The 18731-nt window shown below is 62.1% G+C and carries 15 protein-coding genes; 5 read left to right on the top strand and 10 right to left on the bottom strand.

Features of this window, described 5'->3' with window-relative positions; all coding sequences use genetic code 11:
• Positions 1–52 precede the first annotated feature (52 nt).
• Positions 53–370, top strand: coding sequence for a tetratricopeptide repeat protein (locus KCX70_RS00075; protein ID WP_021209431.1), 318 nt, complete (start codon positions 53–55; stop codon positions 368–370).
• Between the two features lie 136 nt (positions 371–506).
• Here KCX70_RS00075 and KCX70_RS00070 read toward each other — a convergent pair whose 3' ends face one another.
• From KCX70_RS00070 to KCX70_RS00050, 5 genes are all read right to left on the bottom strand, one after another.
• On the bottom strand, positions 507–1757 hold the full coding sequence (locus KCX70_RS00070) for a virulence factor family protein (RefSeq protein ID WP_212618901.1): 1251 nt from the start codon (positions 1755–1757) through the stop codon (positions 507–509).
• Position 1758: 1 nt separating this feature from the next.
• Entirely contained in the window at positions 1759–4392 is a 2634-nt protein-coding gene (mprF, locus tag KCX70_RS00065; RefSeq protein WP_212618900.1) for a bifunctional lysylphosphatidylglycerol flippase/synthetase MprF, read from the bottom strand.
• A 167-nt stretch (positions 4393–4559) separates the two neighbouring features.
• Positions 4560–4826, bottom strand: coding sequence for a PilZ domain-containing protein (locus tag KCX70_RS00060; protein ID WP_021209434.1), 267 nt, complete (start codon positions 4824–4826; stop codon positions 4560–4562).
• 22 nt (positions 4827–4848) lie between these two features.
• Positions 4849–5736 (bottom strand): lysophospholipid acyltransferase, encoded by an 888-nt coding sequence (locus KCX70_RS00055; protein ID WP_212618899.1) that lies wholly within the window; start codon positions 5734–5736, stop codon positions 4849–4851.
• A 74-nt stretch (positions 5737–5810) separates the two neighbouring features.
• A complete protein-coding gene (locus KCX70_RS00050; RefSeq protein WP_212618898.1) occupies positions 5811–6371 on the bottom strand; it encodes a DNA-3-methyladenine glycosylase I in 561 nt (186 codons plus the stop codon).
• 138 nt (positions 6372–6509) lie between these two features.
• Here KCX70_RS00050 and glyQ point away from each other — a divergent pair, with 138 nt between their 5' ends.
• Genes glyQ through KCX70_RS00030 form a run of 4 tightly spaced genes read left to right on the top strand, consistent with a single transcriptional unit; the run spans position 6510 to position 10789 of the window.
• Entirely contained in the window at positions 6510–7457 is a 948-nt protein-coding gene (gene glyQ, locus KCX70_RS00045) for a glycine--tRNA ligase subunit alpha (protein ID WP_021209437.1), read from the top strand.
• Positions 7454–9508, top strand: a complete 2055-nt coding sequence (glyS, locus tag KCX70_RS00040) for a glycine--tRNA ligase subunit beta (RefSeq protein ID WP_212618897.1) — start codon at positions 7454–7456, stop codon at positions 9506–9508. The genes glyQ and glyS overlap by 4 nt, the downstream gene beginning before the upstream one ends.
• Positions 9509–9512: 4 nt before the next feature.
• Positions 9513–10055 carry a D-glycero-beta-D-manno-heptose 1,7-bisphosphate 7-phosphatase gene (gene gmhB / locus KCX70_RS00035; protein WP_212618896.1) on the top strand — a complete coding sequence of 181 codons (543 nt, stop codon included), beginning with the start codon at positions 9513–9515 and terminating at the stop codon, positions 10053–10055.
• The gene (locus KCX70_RS00030) at positions 10052–10789 is read left to right on the top strand and encodes a lysophospholipid acyltransferase family protein (RefSeq protein ID WP_212618895.1); all 738 of its coding nucleotides are present in this window, start codon (positions 10052–10054) and stop codon (positions 10787–10789) included. Before gmhB ends, KCX70_RS00030 begins: the two co-directional genes overlap by 4 nt.
• A gap of 71 nt (positions 10790–10860) precedes the next feature.
• Here the strand turns inward: KCX70_RS00030 and ahpF are convergent, their stop codons facing one another.
• From ahpF to dnaA, 5 genes are all read right to left on the bottom strand, one after another.
• Positions 10861–12426, bottom strand: coding sequence for an alkyl hydroperoxide reductase subunit F (gene ahpF / locus KCX70_RS00025; protein ID WP_212618894.1), 1566 nt, complete (start codon positions 12424–12426; stop codon positions 10861–10863).
• 175 nt (positions 12427–12601) lie between these two features.
• Positions 12602–15016, bottom strand: coding sequence for a DNA topoisomerase (ATP-hydrolyzing) subunit B (gene gyrB, locus KCX70_RS00020; RefSeq protein WP_212618893.1), 2415 nt, complete (start codon positions 15014–15016; stop codon positions 12602–12604).
• The gene (recF, locus tag KCX70_RS00015; RefSeq protein WP_212618892.1) at positions 15013–16125 is read right to left on the bottom strand and encodes a DNA replication/repair protein RecF; all 1113 of its coding nucleotides are present in this window, start codon (positions 16123–16125) and stop codon (positions 15013–15015) included. The genes gyrB and recF overlap by 4 nt, the downstream gene beginning before the upstream one ends.
• Positions 16126–16136: 11 nt before the next feature.
• A complete protein-coding gene (gene dnaN, locus KCX70_RS00010) occupies positions 16137–17240 on the bottom strand; it encodes a DNA polymerase III subunit beta (protein WP_021209408.1) in 1104 nt (367 codons plus the stop codon).
• A gap of 36 nt (positions 17241–17276) precedes the next feature.
• Positions 17277–18731, bottom strand: coding sequence for a chromosomal replication initiator protein DnaA (gene dnaA, locus KCX70_RS00005; protein WP_212618891.1), 1455 nt, complete (start codon positions 18729–18731; stop codon positions 17277–17279).

Genomic DNA, 18731 nt, shown 5'->3' with positions numbered 1-18731 from the left:
ATGGGTCGACCTGCTCACCGTACCGACCCATTGGCGCGATCAAGAGGAAGCCATGCTCGAATCATTGGAAAAGATGCTCGCCAAAGGCATGGACAATCCCATGCTGCGCTTTGGCCTGGGCAAGGGCTATCTGGATGCGGGCGACGCAGCGCAGGCCGCGACGCATCTGCAGCGCTGCGTCGAACAGGATCCAAATTATTCGGCGGCCTGGAAGCTGCTCGGCAAGGCACTGCAGGCTAGCGGCGACCTCGAAGGCGCGCGACGCGCCTGGGAGCAAGGCCTGATCGCCGCGCAGGCGCACGGCGACAAGCAGGCCGAAAAGGAAATGGGCGTATTCCTGCGCAAGCTCGACAAGCCGGTTAAGTCCTGAAGCCCAACCGGGCTAGCCGGTACAGGCCTCGGCCATTGCCAGACCAAGGCAATGGCGTCGCAGGGGCTCCCTCCCGGCGTGACGGGATGACCACAACGGCCTGCCCCCCGCTACAGCCGTCTGCGGGAGACGCCGCTCAGGAACCGGGTTGGCGTGCCCGAATCGCGGCGAGCAGCTTTTCCGCCAGGGCATCGTAGTCACCATCGAAATGATGACCGCCAGACAGTTGCAGCCGCTCACCGACGGCGCCGGGTTGAGTGCAACCGCTGTCGGCCGCCTCCTCGCTGCCATATACGCAAAACACCTTGGCGGCCGGCAGCTGACGCATCTCCGGACCCGTCGCCGCTTCTTCGCCTTGCTTGCCGAGCCAACCGCTCACCTCGATCTCGAAACTGCCGCTGCGGGCGAAGGCGAGCAGCAGCAACGCATCGACTTGCTCGCGATCGCTGCCGGGCAGGCGGTTGTAGATCGCCGGCAACACGTCGGCCCCGAACGAGTAGCCGGCGAGCACGAAACGCTTGATGTGCCAGGCCTCGCGGTAGTGCTGCATCAGCCGCGACAGGTCGTCGGCGCTCTGCTGGGCGCTCTTGTGCTGCCAGTAGTAGCGCAGGGTGTCGATGCCGACCACCGGGTAGCCGACTTTGGCCATGTGCTCGGCCGAGGCGCGGTCCAGGTCCCGCCAACCGCCGTCACCGGAATAGAACAGCGTCAGGGTGTCCGACGGCGTTGCCGCCGGGTGTTCGATCACCGGCATCGGGTTGGCCTGGCCGCTGAGCAGGCGGGCCAGCTCGGACTCGAGCACCGTCGTCAATGCCGTGCCGTAGGCGCTGATGCGCGGTTCGGCATTGGACTGGCCACGCAGGAACAGCGCGTTGGCATCGCCCGGGTTGTCATTCCAGGCGCCGATCCAGCGGCCGTGTGGCGCCGTCTGCGGCAGCGGCTCGGCACAATCGGGATGCTCCAGATCGAAGCCCACCGACAGCGCCTGGGCCGAGTCGTCTTTCTGTTCAGCCAGCCAGCGCCAGGCCGAGACGGAGGCGGGGCCGAGCCCGGCCACCAGCGTTGGAGCGCCGCCCAGCAATCCTTCGGCTTCCGTGCGCTGACGTTGCTGCGCCACGCAACTGCCGGACAGCGGCACCTGCACCAGCTCGACCGAGCCTGAAGCGGCCAGGCGCTCGAGCGTGGCCGGGTCGAGCCGCTGCTGTTCGGTGACCAGTATCAGCACGTGCTGCGGGGCGGCATGCGCGCCGATCCGGAGTGCTGGGGTACCGTCATTCAGTACCAAATGCTGCAGCCCCGAGTCGTCACGTTCGTGCCAGACGACGGCGATACCGACCACCAAGGCGGCGGCCAACAGTCCGCCTTTGAACCAGCTGTCTCGTTTCATTTCAGCGTCTCACCAATCCGCCCATGCCGCCGGCGATCAGCGTCGCCGTGTCGGCCAGCGCCACCCAGGGATCGAGACCGGCGGGCACCGCCAGGTAGCGGGGCTCCCACTGCGGCTGGAACTTGTCCTTGAACCGGCGCAGTCCCTGGAAGTTGTAGAAACTCTCGCCACGGGTGAACACCCAGGCACCCAGGCGCAACGGCAGCGGCGTGCCGCGACGCGGCTGCAGGCCGGCCAGGGGTACCATACCCAGGCTGAAGCGGGCGTAGCCGGCCTCCTTGAAATGCAGGATCAGCCCGAGCATGAGGAACTCCATGGTGGATTTGGGCGCGTCGGCCAGCACGCGCATCAGGTCCAGGCTGGCCACGGCGCGGCTGCCGCATTCGAGCAAATTGGCGAAGGCCACCGCGCGCCCGTCGACGCGCACCACCACGATGCGGAAATGGGCGAGATAGTCGGCGCTGAAACGGCCCAGGGAAAAGCCTTTCTCCCGCACCTTCTTGCCCTGCAGCCAGGCATCGGAGATGCCGCGCAGTTCGTCGATCGGCGCCTCACCGGGGGCGTAGAACTGGACCGTCAAGCCGTCACGCTGGCCGCGATTCCAGGTGTAGCGCAGGGCCGTCATCTCCTTGCCGTTGCTGGCTAGGTCGAAGCCGGCCAGGTCGACCAACGCTTCCTCGCCCAGCTTGAGCGCCGTCAGCCCGATGTCCAGGTAGTTCGACAGATTCTGCGCGCGCACCTGATAGAACACTGGGCGAGCGTGATGGCGGTCGCATAGGTCGCGAAACTGCCAGATCAGCTCGGCACGCTCGTGGGGCTGGCCAATCGGATCATGCAGCGCGACCAGGCTGCGCCCGCGCCGGGCATACATGACGAAGGCGTCACCGTTGGGGTGGAATAGCAGGGCCTTGTCGCCACTGAGCGCAAGTCCGCCTTCGGGCTGCTCGCCGTTGCCGACGATCCGTGCCGCCCGTGCCAGCGCCTCGCCGTCAGGCAGGCGGATGGCCGGCGGTGGCGGACGCAACAGCCAGGTGACACCGACCACGACCAGCACCAGCACGCTGCCGAGCACGGCGCGCAAGCTGCGCGGTGCATTGGCGTCCAGCTCGAATTGCCACCAGAGTTCATGGCTGTAGGGTACGTCCTGATAGGCGAACAGCAGCAGCCAGACCGACGCAGCCAGGATGCCGAGGGTTCCGGCCAGCGCCGCGCCCGAAACCGGCGCTTCCATGAGCCGACTGTGGCGATAGAACTCGCGGCGGAAGGTCGCCAGCAATGCCGCAATCGCCAGCAGGACGAGCGCTTCCGGCCAATCGATGCCCTTGAGCAGCGAGGCCAGCGCGCCGAGGCAGAGCAGCGCCAGCGTCAGCGCCCAGGCCGCGGACAGGCGCCGATAGAGCCCCTGGGCCAATAGCAGGCAGAGCGTGCCGATCAGGCTGGCGCTCAGATGCGATGCGGTGATCACCGCCAGCGGTAGGAAGCCCAAGGTTGCCAGGCGCTCATCGACCGCTGGGGTCGCGCCGGAAAACAGCAGCAGACTGCCGGCCACGAACACCAGCAGCGCCAGCAGCGGAACGGCCAGACCGCCGGCGACCCGTGCCACCTGACGCGCCAGCCAGAGGCGGCGTGCTTCGGCGATCAGCAACAGCACACCGGCGACGCACAGCGGCAGGAGCACGTAGAGCAAACGGTAAAGCAGCATGGCGGCGATCAGCGCGGCCGGATCGAGGCGCCCCGCGAACGCTGCCAGCAGCACCGCCTCGAACACACCAACGCCACCCGGCACATGACTGAGCACGCCGGCAGCCAGCGCCAGCATGTAGATCAGCGCGAAGCTGACGAAGGGCGGCGCATCCGGCAACAGTAGGTAGAGCACGGAGGCAGCCACACCGACGTCCAGCACGCTAATGACCAGTTGCGTGAATGTGAGGCGGCCGCCAGGCACGCGCACGCTGAGCCGCCCCAGTTCGACGCGCCAGCAGCCCGGTGCCGGGCGCGCCTCGGAGCGGAAGCGAACGGCCACGCCAATTGCCGCACCGGCCAACAGGAGAATTCCAATGGCAACGATGCGCAGGACAGGCTCCGATATATGTAGCGCCCGCGCCGCATCGGCCGGCTGATACAGCGCAGCGAAGGCGACCATTACTGGAAGACACAGGCCCAGCGAAAGGCTGGCGAACAAGGTCATCCTCGCGACGTCGGCCGCACCCAGCCCCAACCGGCCATACAGGCGATAGCGCACAGAGCCGCCGGAGAGCACGGAGAAGCCGACCGCGTTGCCAATCGAGAACGCGCAGAAGCCGCCCAGCGCCAGGGTACGCCATGGCAGACGCACCTGCGCGTAACGGGCTGCGGACGCCTCGTAGGCCATCATCACAACCACTCCGGCCAGGCTCGCCAATGCCGACAGCAACAGCGAGCGTGGAGGCACCGCGGCCAATGCGTCGCGCACCTGCCCCTTATCGATCGAGCCAAGCAGATGCCAGCAGGCGAGCAGTGCCAGGGCGAAGAGCACTAGCGACACGCACAGGCCGATGGCGTGCCGGTAGGGCCGCAGCCGTTCGAGAAATAAAAAGGAGGGAACTACAGGATCTTCGGCAGGGGTGGAGCCGACTTCAACAACCGCGCGACTCATGGAAAAGCGCCTCGCAAGGACCTGGCCACGGGTAGGGGCGGATCCGGGAGGCTAAATGTATCAGGATGTTTTCGAAGGACAAGGGCTTTCCCGCATCCGTCTGCCACGCGGTATTCGGCGCTCTATGCGGCCATGTCGCCCGGCCTGGACCAGGCCGTTGCAAGCGCTCAGTCGCGTCCGACGAAGCGCAGCCCGACACCCTCCGCGTCGACCCGCATGACTTCCATTTCCAGCTCCGGCGCCGGAATCGGCAGGTCCTGCACCTGGCCACTGACGATCATCCCGGTGCGCAGCTCGGTCAGCTGGGGATGTTTGACGTAGACGCCGCCATCGGACAGATCACGGGTATGGGCGAAGATTTCGCCGAAGGATTCGTGACTGATGCGGATGCGGCACTTCATGGGGGCACGTGGATGCTGTCGCTGGTTGGCCATTTGACGTCCTGCTTGTCGTTTATCAGTACCAGCGGCGTTCGCCTGCCGGGCGTTTCTTGAAGCGTTTCATGGTCCACATGTACTGGCTCGGCCAAGTGCGCACGTAGCGCTCGATGACGCCGCTCATGGCGGCGACCGCGACCTCTACGTCCTCGTCGTACATGGCCGGCGGCGCCGCTTCGAGGATCACCTTGTAGCCTGAACCATCGTCCAGGCGCAACGCATGGAGGAATACCCCCACCGCCTTGCCGCCGGTGAGCATGCCGGGCACGAACTTGCTGGTCAGCGCCTGGGTTCCGAGAAAGGGCACGAAGACACCGGCGCCCTCGCTGGGCTCCGGGTCGGCGGGAATACCCACGGCGCCACCTTTGCGCACTTCCTTGATGACACTGATGATGCCTTCACGCGTCGAAGGCGCCACCTTGTTGCCCAGCTGGACCCGCTGCCGCTGAAGCAGATCGTCCACGGCCTTGAGCTTGGGCGGGCGATAGAAAATGATCGGTTTGCACTGCGCGCAATAGAAGTGATTGAGCACTTCCCAATTGCCCAGGTGACTGGTGATACCGACCACGCCCTTACCGGACGCCAATGCCTGTTCGAGCACTTCCAGGCCCTCGACCTGCTTGACCAGACGCAGGGTCTTGTCTGCCGGCCAGATCCAGGCACAGGCGCTTTCGGTGAAGGTCTTGCCGATCTGCTGCAGGCTTTTGCGCAACAGCCGTTCCCGCTCGGTGTTGGCGAGCTCGGGAAAGCACTTGTCCAGATTGATGCGGGCGACCTCGCGCGAACGATTGGGCAGCTTCCACATCAACCAGCCGATGGCACTGCCCAGCCCCTGTACCGCGCGCCAGGGCAGGAGGGCGAACAGGCGCAGGAAGCCGACCACCAGCGCACCTTTGAACTTGTCCAAGGATCTCTCCCGAAAATCAAAGCCGCTAGTGTAACTGCTCCGGGCGCTGCGCTACTCGTTCGGCAGCCTGACCACTAGGCACTCGCATCGGCCAGCATCGCATAGCGATCACAATCGATGGTGTGGTCCATGACCATGCCGCAGGCCTGCATGTAGGCGTAGCAGATGGTCGGGCCGACGAAGCTGAAGCCGGCCTTCTTCAACGCGCGGCTCATCGCCTCGGCTTCGGCGGTCACCGCCGGGACCTGTTTGATCGATTCGAAATGATTGATCTTCGGCTGACCATCGACGAATGACCACAACCAGCCGGCCGGATCGTCCAGCTCGAGCCACAGCTGCGCGTTGCGCCGTGCCGCCTCGAGTTTGCGTCGGTTGCGGATGATGCCCGGGTCGAGCATGCGCTCGTCGATTTCGGCATCGGTCATCTGCGCCAGACGCTGGGGATCGAAGCCGAACAGCACCTGGCGATAACGCTCGCGCTTGCGCAACACGGTGATCCACGACAGCCCGGCCTGGAAAGCCTCGAGGATGAGGAATTCGAACAGCACCTGCGGATCGCGGGTTGGTACGCCCCACTCGTTGTCGTGATAGTCGATGTACAGCGGATCGTCACTGCACCAGGCGCAACGCGGCATGTCCTTTGTCCTTTCGAAAAGGGCGACGAGCAGATGGCCTGGCCACCGATGCGCGCCGGAAGGCACGCGCTACCACGGGCCGGAGCCGTTATCGGGTATACTCCGGGGCTTTCTGTCGAAGCCAGCACAGGTGAAATTTTGACCCAGCCTACGCCTGCCGTGCGCACCTTCCAAGACCTGATCCTCGCCCTGCAAAGCTACTGGGCAGAGCAGGGTTGCGTCGTTCTGCAACCCTATGACATGGAAGTGGGCGCCGGTACATTCCACACCGCCACGTTTTTGCGTTCCATCGGTCCGGAAACCTGGAACGCCGCCTATGTGCAGCCTTCGCGCCGTCCCACCGATGGCCGCTATGGCGAGAACCCCAACCGCCTGCAGCACTATTACCAGTTCCAGGTGGTACTCAAGCCCAACCCGGAAAACTTCCAGGAGCTTTACCTCGAGTCGCTGCGCCGTATTGGCGTGGACACCTCGGTCCATGACGTCCGTTTCGTCGAGGACAACTGGGAATCACCGACGCTGGGTGCCTGGGGTCTTGGCTGGGAAGTCTGGTTGAACGGCATGGAGGTGACCCAGTTCACCTACTTCCAGCAGGTCGGCGGAATCGAGTGCTACCCGGTCACCGGTGAGATCACCTATGGCCTGGAGCGTCTGGCGATGTATCTGCAAGGCGTCGACTCGGTCTACGACCTGATCTGGACAGACGGCCCGTTCGGCACCGTCACCTATGGCGATGTCTTCCATCAGAACGAAGTCGAGCAATCGACCTACAACTTCGAACACGCCAACGTCGACAAGCTGTTCGAACTCTTCGATTTCTACGAGTCGGAAGCCAACCGGCTGATCGAGCTGGAACTGCCGCTGCCCACCTACGAAATGGTGTTGAAGGCCTCGCATACCTTCAACTTGCTCGATGCCCGCCGGGCCATCTCGGTGACCGCACGTCAGCAATACATTCTGCGCGTACGCGCACTGGCTCGTGCGGTGGCGCAGAGCTACCTGCAGGCGCGCGCCAGGCTCGGCTTCCCCATGGCGACCCCTGATCTGCGTGACGAAGTATTGGCCAAGCTGGAGGCTGCAGAATGAGTGCACTGGATTTCCTGGTCGAACTCGGCACCGAAGAGCTGCCACCCAAGGCCTTGGGCAAGTTGTCCGAGGCATTCCGTTCGGGCATCGAAAAAGGCTTGAAGGATGCTGGCCTCGCCTATGGGCGGGTGCAGGCGTTTGCCGCCCCGCGGCGCCTCGCGGTGCTGATTGAGCAGCTCGATAGCGAACAGCCGGATCGCAGCATCAACCTCGACGGCCCGCCGCTGCAGGCAGCCTTCGACGCCGAAGGCGAGCCGACCCAGGCCGCCCTGGGCTTCGCCCGCAAGTGTGGTGTGGACCTCGCTGAAATCGACCGTAGCGGCCCAAAACTCCGGTACAGCCGCTCGATTCCGGGCCAGCCGACCGCCGAGCTGCTGCCTGGCATCGTCGAAACCTCGTTGAACGACCTGCCGATCCCCAAGCGCATGCGCTGGGCCGCACGCAAGGAAGAGTTCGTCCGGCCGACCCAGTGGCTGGTGATGCTGCTGGGCGACCAGGTGATCGATTGCACGATTCTTACCCAGCGCGCGGGTCGTGAGTCCCGCGGCCATCGTTTCCACAGTCCGGGCCCGGTACGCATTTCCAAGCCGACTAGCTATCTGGAGGACCTGCGTGGCGCTCGTGTGATCGCCGATTTCGCCGAGCGCCGCGAGCTGATCGCCAAGCGTATCGAGCAACTGGCCGGCGAGCAGAACGGCACGGCCATCGTGCCGCCGGCATTGCTGGACGAAGTCACCGCGCTGGTCGAATGGCCTGTACCGCTGGTGTGTTCCTTCGAAGAACGGTTCCTGGAGGTCCCGCAGGAGGCGCTGATCACCACCATGCAGGACAACCAGAAGTACTTCTGCCTGCTGGACGCCAACGGCAAGCTGCTGCCGCGTTTCATTACCGTGGCCAACATCGAATCCAAGGATCCGGCGCAGATCATCGCCGGCAACGAGAAGGTCGTCCGTCCACGTCTGACCGATGCCGAGTTCTTCTTCAAGCAGGACAAGAAGCAGCCGTTGGACAGCTTCAATGAGCGTTTGAAGAACGTGATCTTCCAGGCGCAGCTCGGCAGCGTCTATGACAAGGCGCTGCGGGTCTCCCGGCTCGCCGCTTTCATTGCCGAGCGCACCGAGGGCAACGCCCAGTGGGCCGCGCGCGCCGGTTTGCTCAGCAAGTGCGACCTGGCCACCGAAATGGTCGGCGAGTTTCCGGAAATGCAGGGCATCGCCGGCTACTACTACGCTGCCAACGGTGGCGAGCCCAACGACGTCGCCTTGGCCTTGAACGAGCAATACATGCCACGCGGTGCTGGCGCCGAACTGCCAACCACCCACACCGGCGCAGTGCTGGCGGTGGCAGACAAGCTGGACACACTGGTCGGCATCTTCGGCATCGGCATGCTGCCCACCGGCAGCAAGGACCCCTACGCGCTGCGCCGCGCTGCGCTGGGCATCCTGCGCATCCTCATCGAAAAGCAACTGGACCTCGATCTGGTGGCCGCTGTGCGGTTTTCCGTCAGCCAGTTTGGCAAGCAGGTGAAGGCCGAGGGGCTGGCCGATCAGGTGCTGGAATTCATCTTCGATCGCCTGCGGGCGCGTTATGAAGACGAAGGCATCGAGGTGGCGTCCTATCTGTCGGTGCGTGCCGTACAGCCGGGCTCGGCGCTGGATTTCGATCAGCGGGTGCAGGCGGTGCAGGCGTTCCGCAATCTACCGGAAGCCGAAGCCCTGGCAGCGGCCAACAAGCGTGTCTGGAACCTGCTCAGCAAGTTCGAGGCGAAATTGCCGGAGACGGTAGAGCCGCGCTACTTCGACAACGCCACCGAATTTTCACTGTATTCCGCTCTGCAACAGGCTGAACAGGCGGTTCAGCCACTTGCCTCGAACCGCCAGTATCGCGAGGCGCTGGAACGCCTGGCGCACCTGCGGGGGCCGGTGGATGCCTTCTTCGAGGCGGTACTGGTGAATGCCGAAGACCCTTCGGTGCGCGCCAACCGCTATGCCTTGCTTGCCCGGTTGAGAGGATTGTTCCTTGGCGTTGCCGATATTTCCGCACTTGGCTAGGCCAGTGAAACTGATAGTGCTCGACCGCGACGGAGTGATCAACGAGGACTCCGACGCGTACGTCAAGAGCCTGGCCGAATGGATCCCGATTCCGGGATCCATCGAAGCCATCGCTCGGCTGTGCAAGGCGGGCTGGACGGTGGCGGTCGCCACCAACCAGTCCGGCTTGGCACGCGGCCTGTTCGACGCAACCACGCTCGACGACATGCATTTCAAGCTACAGCAGCTGGTGATGGAGCAGGGCGGTCGTATCGACCTCATCGTGCACTGTCCGCACGGACCGGACGCCGGCTGCGATTGCCGCAAGCCGTTGCCCGGGTTGTTCCTCAAGATCGCCGAGCACTTTCACCTGGAAAATCTCGAAGGCGTGCCGGTTGTCGGCGATAGCCATCGTGATCTGCATGCAGGGATGCGTCTGGGCGGCGTGCCTTATCTGGTGCGAACCGGGAAGGGCATGAAGACTCTGGAAGGTGCGCTGCCACCGGGCACGCGGTTTTTCGATGACCTGGCGGCAGTAGCCGAACATCTGCTGGGGACAAAGCAATGAGCGTATTGCTGCCGGTGCGCATTGCTTTGTTCTATCTGTTGCTGGCCTTCACGGCTTTTGCCTGGTGTCTGGTCAGCCTGGTCTGCGCGCCCTTCATGTCGTTTCGCACGCGCTATCGCTTCGTCGTCCAGACGTGGTGCCGTAGCGCGGTATGGTTGGCCAAGACCATCGTCGGCCTGCGTTATGAAGTCAGCGGCCAGGAAAATATTCCGGACCGGCCCTGCGTGATTCTCGCCAAGCATCAAAGCACGTGGGAGACCTTCTTCCTTTCCGCCTACTTCGAGCCCTTGAGCCAGGTACTCAAGCGCGAGTTGCTACGCGTCCCGTTCTTCGGCTGGGCGATCATGCTGCTCAAGCCGATCGCCATCGATCGCGACAACCCCAAGGCCGCCTTGCGCCAGGTCGCCAAGCAGGGCCAGGAGCGCCTGGAGCAGGGCGCCTGGGTGCTGATCTTCCCTGAAGGTACCCGCGTGCCGGTCGGCCAACCGGGAAAGTTTTCCCGCAGCGGGGCGGCGCTGGCCGTGAATGCCGACCTGCCGGTGCTGCCAATCGCACATAACGCGGGAATGTTCTGGCCCAAGTCCGGCTGGGGCAAACGGCCTGGAACCATTCGGGTCGTCATAGGGCCGGCAATGCGCGCCGAAAGCGAAGGGCCGCGGGCGGTTGCCGAACTCAACCAGCGGGCCGAAGACTGGGTCAACTTGCAGGTCAGCGAGCTCGAACGCAGCGCCTGAACAACAATAGCGGAACAAAAAAAGGGGGAGCCGACCTGCGTCGACTCCCCCTTTTTTTGTTTACCCGCGGCTCAGTCGGCGACCGAACTGCGGATCAGGTGATCGAAGGCGCTCAGCGAAGCCTTGGCGCCCTCGCCGATCGCAATGACGATCTGCTTGTACGGCACGGTGGTCACGTCGCCGGCGGCGAAGATGCCCGGCAGCGAAGTCTCGCCGCGTGCATCGACGATGATCTCGCCGCGTGAGGTCAGCTCCACCGTGCCCTTCAGCCAGTCGGAATTCGGCAGCAGGCCGATCTGCACGAAGATGCCTTCAAGCTCCAGCTGGTGGAACTCGCTGGAGTTGCGGTCCTTGTAGGTCAGCCCGGTAACCTTCTGCCCGTCGCCGTGGACTTCGCTGGTCAGCGCGCTGGTGATCACGGTGACATTGGGCAGGCTGTTGAGCTTCTTCTGCAACACGGCGTCGGCGCGCAGCTGGCTGTCGAATTCCAGCAGCGTGACCTGTGCGACGATACCGGCCAGGTCGATGGCCGCTTCGACGCCCGAGTTGCCACCACCGATCACCGCGACGCGCTTGCCCTTGAACAGCGGGCCGTCACAGTGCGGGCAGTAGGCGACGCCACGGCCGCGGTATTCCTGCTCGCCGGGCACGTTCATTTCGCGCCAGCGCGCGCCGGTGGCCAGGATCAGCGTCTTGGCCTTCAGCGAGGCGCCGTTCTCCAGCTTGATTTCGTGCAGTCCGCCGGCCTTCTCGGCGGGAATCAGCTGGGCGGCGCGCTGCAGGTTCATGATGTCGACGTCGTATTCGCGCACGTGGTTTTCCAGCGCACGAGCCAGTTTCGGGCCTTCGGTCTCGTTGACCGAGATGAAGTTCTCGATGGCCATGGTGTCCAGCACCTGGCCACCGAAGCGCTCGGCCGCGACACCGGTACGGATGCCCTTGCGCGCGGCATAGATGGCCGCCGCGGCACCGGCTGGACCACCGCCAACGACGAGCACGTCGAAGGCGTCCTTGGCGCTGAGCTTCTCGGCATCGCGCGCCGAGGCGCCGGTGTCGAGCTTGGCGAGGATTTCTTCCTCGCCCATGCGACCCTGGCCGAACAGCTCACCGTTGAGATAGATACTCGGCACCGACATGACCTGGCGCACCGTGACTTCTTCCTGGAACAGCGCACCGTCGATGGCGACGTGATGGATGTTCGGGTTGAGCACGGCCATCAGGTTCAGCGCCTGGACCACGTCCGGGCAGTTCTGGCAGGACAGCGAGAAGTAGGTTTCGAAGCGGTACTCACCGTCGAGGTTCCTGATCTGCTCGATGATCTCCGGCGCGGTCTTCGACGGATGGCCACCGACCTGCAGCAGGGCCAGGACCAGCGAGGTGAATTCGTGCCCCATCGGAATGCCGGCGAAGCGCAGGCTGATATTGCCGCCGATGCGGTTGAGCGCGAACGACGGACGACGAACATCGTCGCCATCGGTGCGCAGCGTGATCTTGTCGCTCAGGCTGGTGATCTCTTCCAGCAGATCGAGCATTTCCTGGGATTTCTCGCCGTCACCGAGGGACGCGACGATCTCGAACGGCTGGGTGACCTTTTCCAGGTAGGTTTTCAGTTGCGTTTTCAGGTTAGTGTCGAGCATGCGGAATTCCTTTGCAGCTAAGGTTCATAAGTTGATGAACACAGCTTAGGGGACAGATCCGGATTCTCTAAATTGATTAAACCAAGAATGCCGATTGACTCGCCCTATGGTGTTCCACGTGGAACAAAAAAGCCCGGCTTGCGCCGGGCTTGTAGATGTTGCAACCACGAGACGCTTAGAAATCCAGGTTGGATACGGCCAGAGCGTTGGATTCGATGAAATCGCGGCGGGGCTCAACTGCGTCGCCCATCAGCGTATTGAATATCTGATCGGCTGCGATCGCGTCTTCAATGGTGACCTTAAGCATCCGACGAACTGCCGGATCCATGGTCGTCTCCCACAGCTGGTCCGGGTTCATCTCACCCAATCCCTTGTAGCGCTGGACGCTATGGCGGCGCGTGCCCTCGGTCATCAACCAACCGAGTGCTTCCTTGAACGTGGAGACCGGCTTCTTGCGCTCGCCACGCTGAACATAGGCGCCTTCTTCAAGCAGGCTGTTCAGCTTCTCCCCCAGCACCGTGACCGTCTTGTAGTCGTTGCTGCCGAAGAAATCCCGGTTGAAGGTGATGTAACTCGCCAGGCCATGGGAAACGATCTCCACTTCTGGCAGCCACAGATTGCGCTCCTTGTCCTCGCGCAGGCTCGCCTTGTACGTGAGACCGGAGCGCTCGACACCCTTGAGCAGGGCAGCGTATGCCTCCATCCAGGCCTGCATGGCCGCCTGATCGCCGAGTTGCTCAATCGAGACCCGAGGCAGGTAGATGAAGTGCTCGGTAAGCTCCTGCGGATAGAGACGCGAAAGTCGGTCCAGCGTCTTCATCACGGTACGGTAATCGTTAACCAACCGCTCCAGCGCTTCGCCCGACAGTCCAGGAGCGTGCTCGTTGACGTGCAGACTGGCATCCTCAAGCGCCGACTGGGTGAGGTATTCATCCATCGCCTCGTCGTCCTTGATGTACTGTTCCTGCTTGCCGCGCTTGACCTTGTACAGCGGAGGCTGAGCGATATAGACATAACCGCGCTCGATCAACTCAGGCAGCTGACGGAAGAAGAAGGTTAGCAGCAGCGTGCGGATGTGCGAACCGTCAACGTCGGCATCGGTCATGATGATGATGTTGTGATAACGCAGCTTGTCGATGTTGTACTCTTCGCGACCGATGCCGCAGCCGAGCGCCGTGATCAGCGTGCCCACTTCTTGTGAGGAGATCATCTTGTCGAATCTTGCCTTCTCGACGTTGAGGATCTTTCCCTTGAGAGGAAGGATCGCCTGCGTCCTGCGGTTGCGGCCCTGCTTGGCAGAACCGCCCGCGGAGTCACCCTCCACTATGTAGAGTTCGGAAAGGGCAGGGTCCTTTTCCTGGCAGTCGGCGAGCTTGCCGGGCAGCCCGGCTATATCCAGGGCGCCCTTGCGACGGGTCATTTCACGCGCCTTACGCGCAGCCTCACGCGCGCGTGCCGCATCGATCATCTTGCCGACGACGGCCTTCGCCTCGTTGGGGTGCTCGAGCAGGAAGTCGGCGAAATGCTTGCCCATTTCCTGTTCCACCGCAGTTTTGACTTCCGACGAGACGAGCTTGTCCTTGGTCTGTGAGCTGAACTTGGGATCCGGGACCTTCACCGAAATAATCGCCGTCAGACCTTCGCGTGCATCATCACCGGTGGTCGACACCTTGTGCTTCTTGGCTAGGCCTTCCTGCTCGATGTAATTGTTCAGGTTGCGTGTCAGCGCAGAACGGAAACCCGCCAGATGGGTACCGCCATCTCGCTGAGGAATGTTATTGGTGAAGCAGAGCAGGTTTTCGTTGAAGCTGTCGTTCCACTGCAACGCCACTTCCACACCGACGCCATCGTCGCGCTGAACGTTGAAGTGAAATACCTCGTTGACCGGCGTTTTGTTGGTGTTGAGGTAGGCCACGAATGCGCTGAGACCGCCCTCATACTTGAACAGTTCTTCCTTGGCATTGCGCTCGTCGCGCAGCACGATGCCCACGCCAGAGTTCAGGAATGACAGTTCACGCAGGCGCTTGGCCAGGATGTCCCAGCTGAAATGGATGTTCTGAAAGGTCTCGGCCGAGGGCTTGAAGTGAATCTCGGTTCCGGAGTCGCCGGTTTCGCCAACCGCAGCCAACGGCGCTTGAGGTACGCCATGGCGGTAGGTCTGCTCCCAGACCTTACCCTCACGACGAATCGTCAGCACCAGCTCTTCGGACAACGCGTTGACTACCGAAACACCCACGCCGTGCAGGCCACCGGAAACCTTGTATGAGTTGTCATCGAACTTACCGCCCGCATGCAGCACGGTCATGATGACCTCGGCAGCAGACACACCTTCTTCATGGATGTCGACCGGAATCCCGCGGCCGTTATCGCGAACGCTGATGGACTCGTCCACATGGATAGTGATGCTGATTTCGCTGCAGTGGCCGGCCAGCGCTTCGTCGATCGAGTTATCGACCACTTCGAATACCATGTGGTGCAAGCCGGTCCCGTCGTCCGTGTCGCCGATATACATGCCGGGACGCTTACGTACGGCATCAAGACCTTTCAGAACCTTGATACTGGACGAATCGTACGTGTGGTTTTCGCTCATGCCTTCACTCCCGAGGGGCCGTGGACTTGGGCTATCGCACCATGTTCCACGTGAAACATTGAGACCGGCGTATCTTCACGCCAGCCTTCTCGCAATACGTTCGAATCGACGCAGGTAATGAAAACCTGGCAATTCAGCTGTTCCAGCAACCGGCACAACGCAAGCCGGTGTTGGTCGTCCAATTCGGACGGGAGGTCATCGACCAGATAAATACACTGACCGCGCTTCGTTTCGCTCACCAGATGTCCCTGGGCGATCCGCAGGGCACAGACCACCAGCTTCTGCTGACCGCGTGATAACGTCTCTGCTGCGTTATGGTTAGCGATCCGCAACCGCAGGTCGGCGCGCTGGGGCCCTGCCTGGGTATGTCCCATCAGCCTGTCCCGCTCGATCGATGCAGCCAAAACCTCAGCCAGAGGACGCTCTTTGTCCCAGCCGCGGTAGTAACTCAACTGAAAGCCTTCAAGCGACAACAGCGAAGCCAAGGTACGTTCGAATACAGGCTTCAAGGCCTGTATGTATGCCCGCCGGTAGCCATCTATTTCATCGCTCGCGGCACTGAGCTCACGGCTCCACGCCGCTTGCGAAGCGGCGTCCAGTGTACCATGCCGCAGCCACGAGTTCCGTTGCCGGAGCGCCTGCTGAAGCCGTTGCCAGGCCTGCAAGAATCGAGGTTCCACGTGAAACACACCCCAATCGAGGAACTGGCGCCGAAGCTTGGGCGCGCCTTCGAGCAAACGGAAACTGTCAGGATTGATGAGCTGCAAGGGCAACGCATCGGCCAGCTCAGCGGCGCTTCTTACGCTCTGGCCGTTGATGCGGATTCTCACTTCGCCATTTCGATCTCGAGAAATACCAAGCGCGCTGGACTGCTCCTGCGCCAGCTCGACCTGCCCGAAGACCGTACAGCTACTTTGTTCGTGGCTGATCACCGGATTCAGACGGGTGCTGCGGAAAGAGCGCGCCATACCGAGCAGGTGAATGGCCTCAAGAAAACTCGTTTTCCCGCTGCCGTTGTCGCCATGGAGGATGTTGATGCGAGGAGAGGGGTTTAACGTCACCGGCTGCAGATTGCGGATGCCGGTGACGGAGATACGGCTAAGTGACATTCAGTGGTGGGTTACAAACGCATCGGCATGACGACGTACGCCGAATCGTCGTTATCGAACTCTTGAACCAGCGCGCTACTGTTGGCATCGGACAGAATCAGTCGGACCTGATCTGTGGTCATGACGCCCAGTACATCAAGCAAGTAGCTGACGTTGAAACCGATTTCCAACGAGCCTCCCGAATAGTCGACTGCAACCTCTTCTTCGGCCTCTTCCTGCTCGGGGTTGTTAGCCTGAATCTTCAACAACCCGCTCTCAAGCTGCAGGCGGATACCCCGATACTTTTCGTTGGACAAGATCGCGGTACGGCTGAACGCTTCGCGCAGCGTCTGCCGCTCACCCACCACCAGCTTGTCACCTCCGCGGGGCAACACGCGTTCATAGTCTGGGAATTTCCCATCGACGAGCTTCGAGGTGAAGGTGAACTCGCCGGTTGTGGCACGAATATGATGCTGACCCAGGACAATAGCGACTTCGCCATCCTGATCGGTGAGCAGACGCGCCAATTCCAGAATGCCTTTGCGCGGCACGATAACCTGGTGGCGATCGGGTTGTTCGATACCGGCTTGCATGGAACACATCGCCAAGCGGTGGCCGTCGGTCGCGACCGCTCGCAACATTCCACTGGATACTTCGATGAGCATGCCGTTCAGGTAGTAGCGGACGTCCTGCTGGGCCATCGCGAAGCTGCTGCGCTCGATCAAACGACGCATCTTGCCTTGATTGACGCTGAAATTCAGCGACCCCGGGCCCTCTTCGACCGTAGGGAAATCATTGGCCGGCAGGGTGGAAAGCGAGAACCGGCTACGCCCGGACTTGATCACGACCTTCTGGTCGTCCAATCGAATGTCGATCAGTGCATCGGGCTGCAGGCTCTTGCAGATATCCATAAGCTTGCGCGCCGGTACGGTGATCTCGCCAGGCTCGGAGGCGTCCTCAAGCGCAACTCGGCCAACCAGTTCGACTTCAAGGTCGGTACCGGTCAGGGACAGCTGATGATCCTGCACAACCAGCAAGACGTTGGACAACACCGGCAAGGTCTGGCGCCGTTCGACAACACCGGCAACCAACTGCAGAGGTTTCAACAGGGCTTCGCGTTGAATAGTGAAATGCATGGTCTGGTCCCTTGCCTATTAATTGGCCGCAGTCTTTTAAGTCGTCAAAGTGCGCAGCAGGTTTTTGTAATCTTCACGAATATCCGCATCCAGCTCGCGAAGTTCAGCAATCTTACGACAGGCATGCAACACCGTCGTGTGATCCCGCCCGCCAAAGGCATCGCCGATTTCAGGCAGGCTGTGGTTGGTCAGCTCTTTCGACAACGCCATCGCAACCTGGCGCGGCCGCGCCACCGAGCGAGAGCGGCGCTTGGAGAGCAGGTCGGAAATCTTGATCTTGTAGTACTCGGCTACCGTGCGCTGGATGTTGTCGACGCTTACCAGCTTATCCTGCAACGCGAGCAAATCCTTCAGGGATTCGCGGATGAGTTCAATGGTGATATCACGCCCCATGAAGTGCGCATGGGCGATCACACGCTTCAACGCGCCTTCAAGCTCGCGGACGTTCGAGCGGATTCGCTGAGCAATGAAGAATGCCGCGTCGTGTGGCAAGTTGACATTGGCCTGGTCCGCCTTCTTCATCAGGATCGCCACCCGCGTTTCGAGTTCGGGTGGCTCGACAGCTACGGTCAGACCCCAGCCGAACCGCGACTTCAGTCGCTCCTCCAGCCCATCGATTTCCTTCGGGTAGCGATCACTGGTCAGGATCACCTGCTGCCCGCCTTCGAGCAGGGCATTGAAGGTGTGAAAAAACTCCTCCTGGGATCGTTCTTTCTTGGCGAAGAACTGGATGTCATCGATCAGTAGCGCGTCCACGGAGCGGTAGAAGCGCTTGAACTCGTTGATCGCGTTCAGTTGCAACGCCTTGACCATGTCAGCCACAAAACGCTCGGAGTGGAGATAGACCACCTTGGCGTTGGGGTTCTTTTTCAGCAGATGGTTGCCTACCGCGTGCATCAGGTGCGTCTTGCCGAGACCTACGCCGCCATAAAGAAACAGCGGGTTATAGCCATGCTTCGGATTATCTGCGACCTGCCAGGCAGCGGCACGTGCCAGCTGGTTCGACTTACCTTCGACGAAATTCTCGAAGGTAAAGGTGCGATTGAGATAGCTGGTGTGCTTGAGCCCACCTTCGACCTGTACGTTGCGCTCGGCACGCGCCGGAGCAACGGTAGGGGAGGCCTCAGCCGCAGCCATGACCGGAGCTTCCGCCGGCCCAGCTTGTGGGGGAGCCGCGGCGGCAGGCGAGCCGACCGGCTGCTGGTTGCGAGTCGCCGACGCTAATGGCTGCGGCGCAGCCGCCGTACGCTTGCTACCGATCAACAGGGACAACGACGGCGCCAAGCCGGTGGCGCGCTCCGACAGCAGTTCGAGCAATCGGGACAGGTACTTTTCGTTCACCCAGTCGAGAACGAACCGATTCGGCGCGTAAACCCGCAGCTCTTCCCCTTCGGCCTCGACCTGAAGCGGCCGGATCCATGTGTTGAATTGCTGGGCCGGCAGCTCATCTCTCAAGAGGTCAATGCATTGCTGCCAAAGTTCCACCGACAC

It is taken from the genome of Stutzerimonas stutzeri (genome assembly GCF_018138085.1).
Taxonomy (GTDB): domain Bacteria; phylum Pseudomonadota; class Gammaproteobacteria; order Pseudomonadales; family Pseudomonadaceae; genus Stutzerimonas; species Stutzerimonas stutzeri_AI.
Note: the sequence above shows the minus strand (reverse complement) of the source record. Positions and strands in the feature narration are given on the sequence as shown.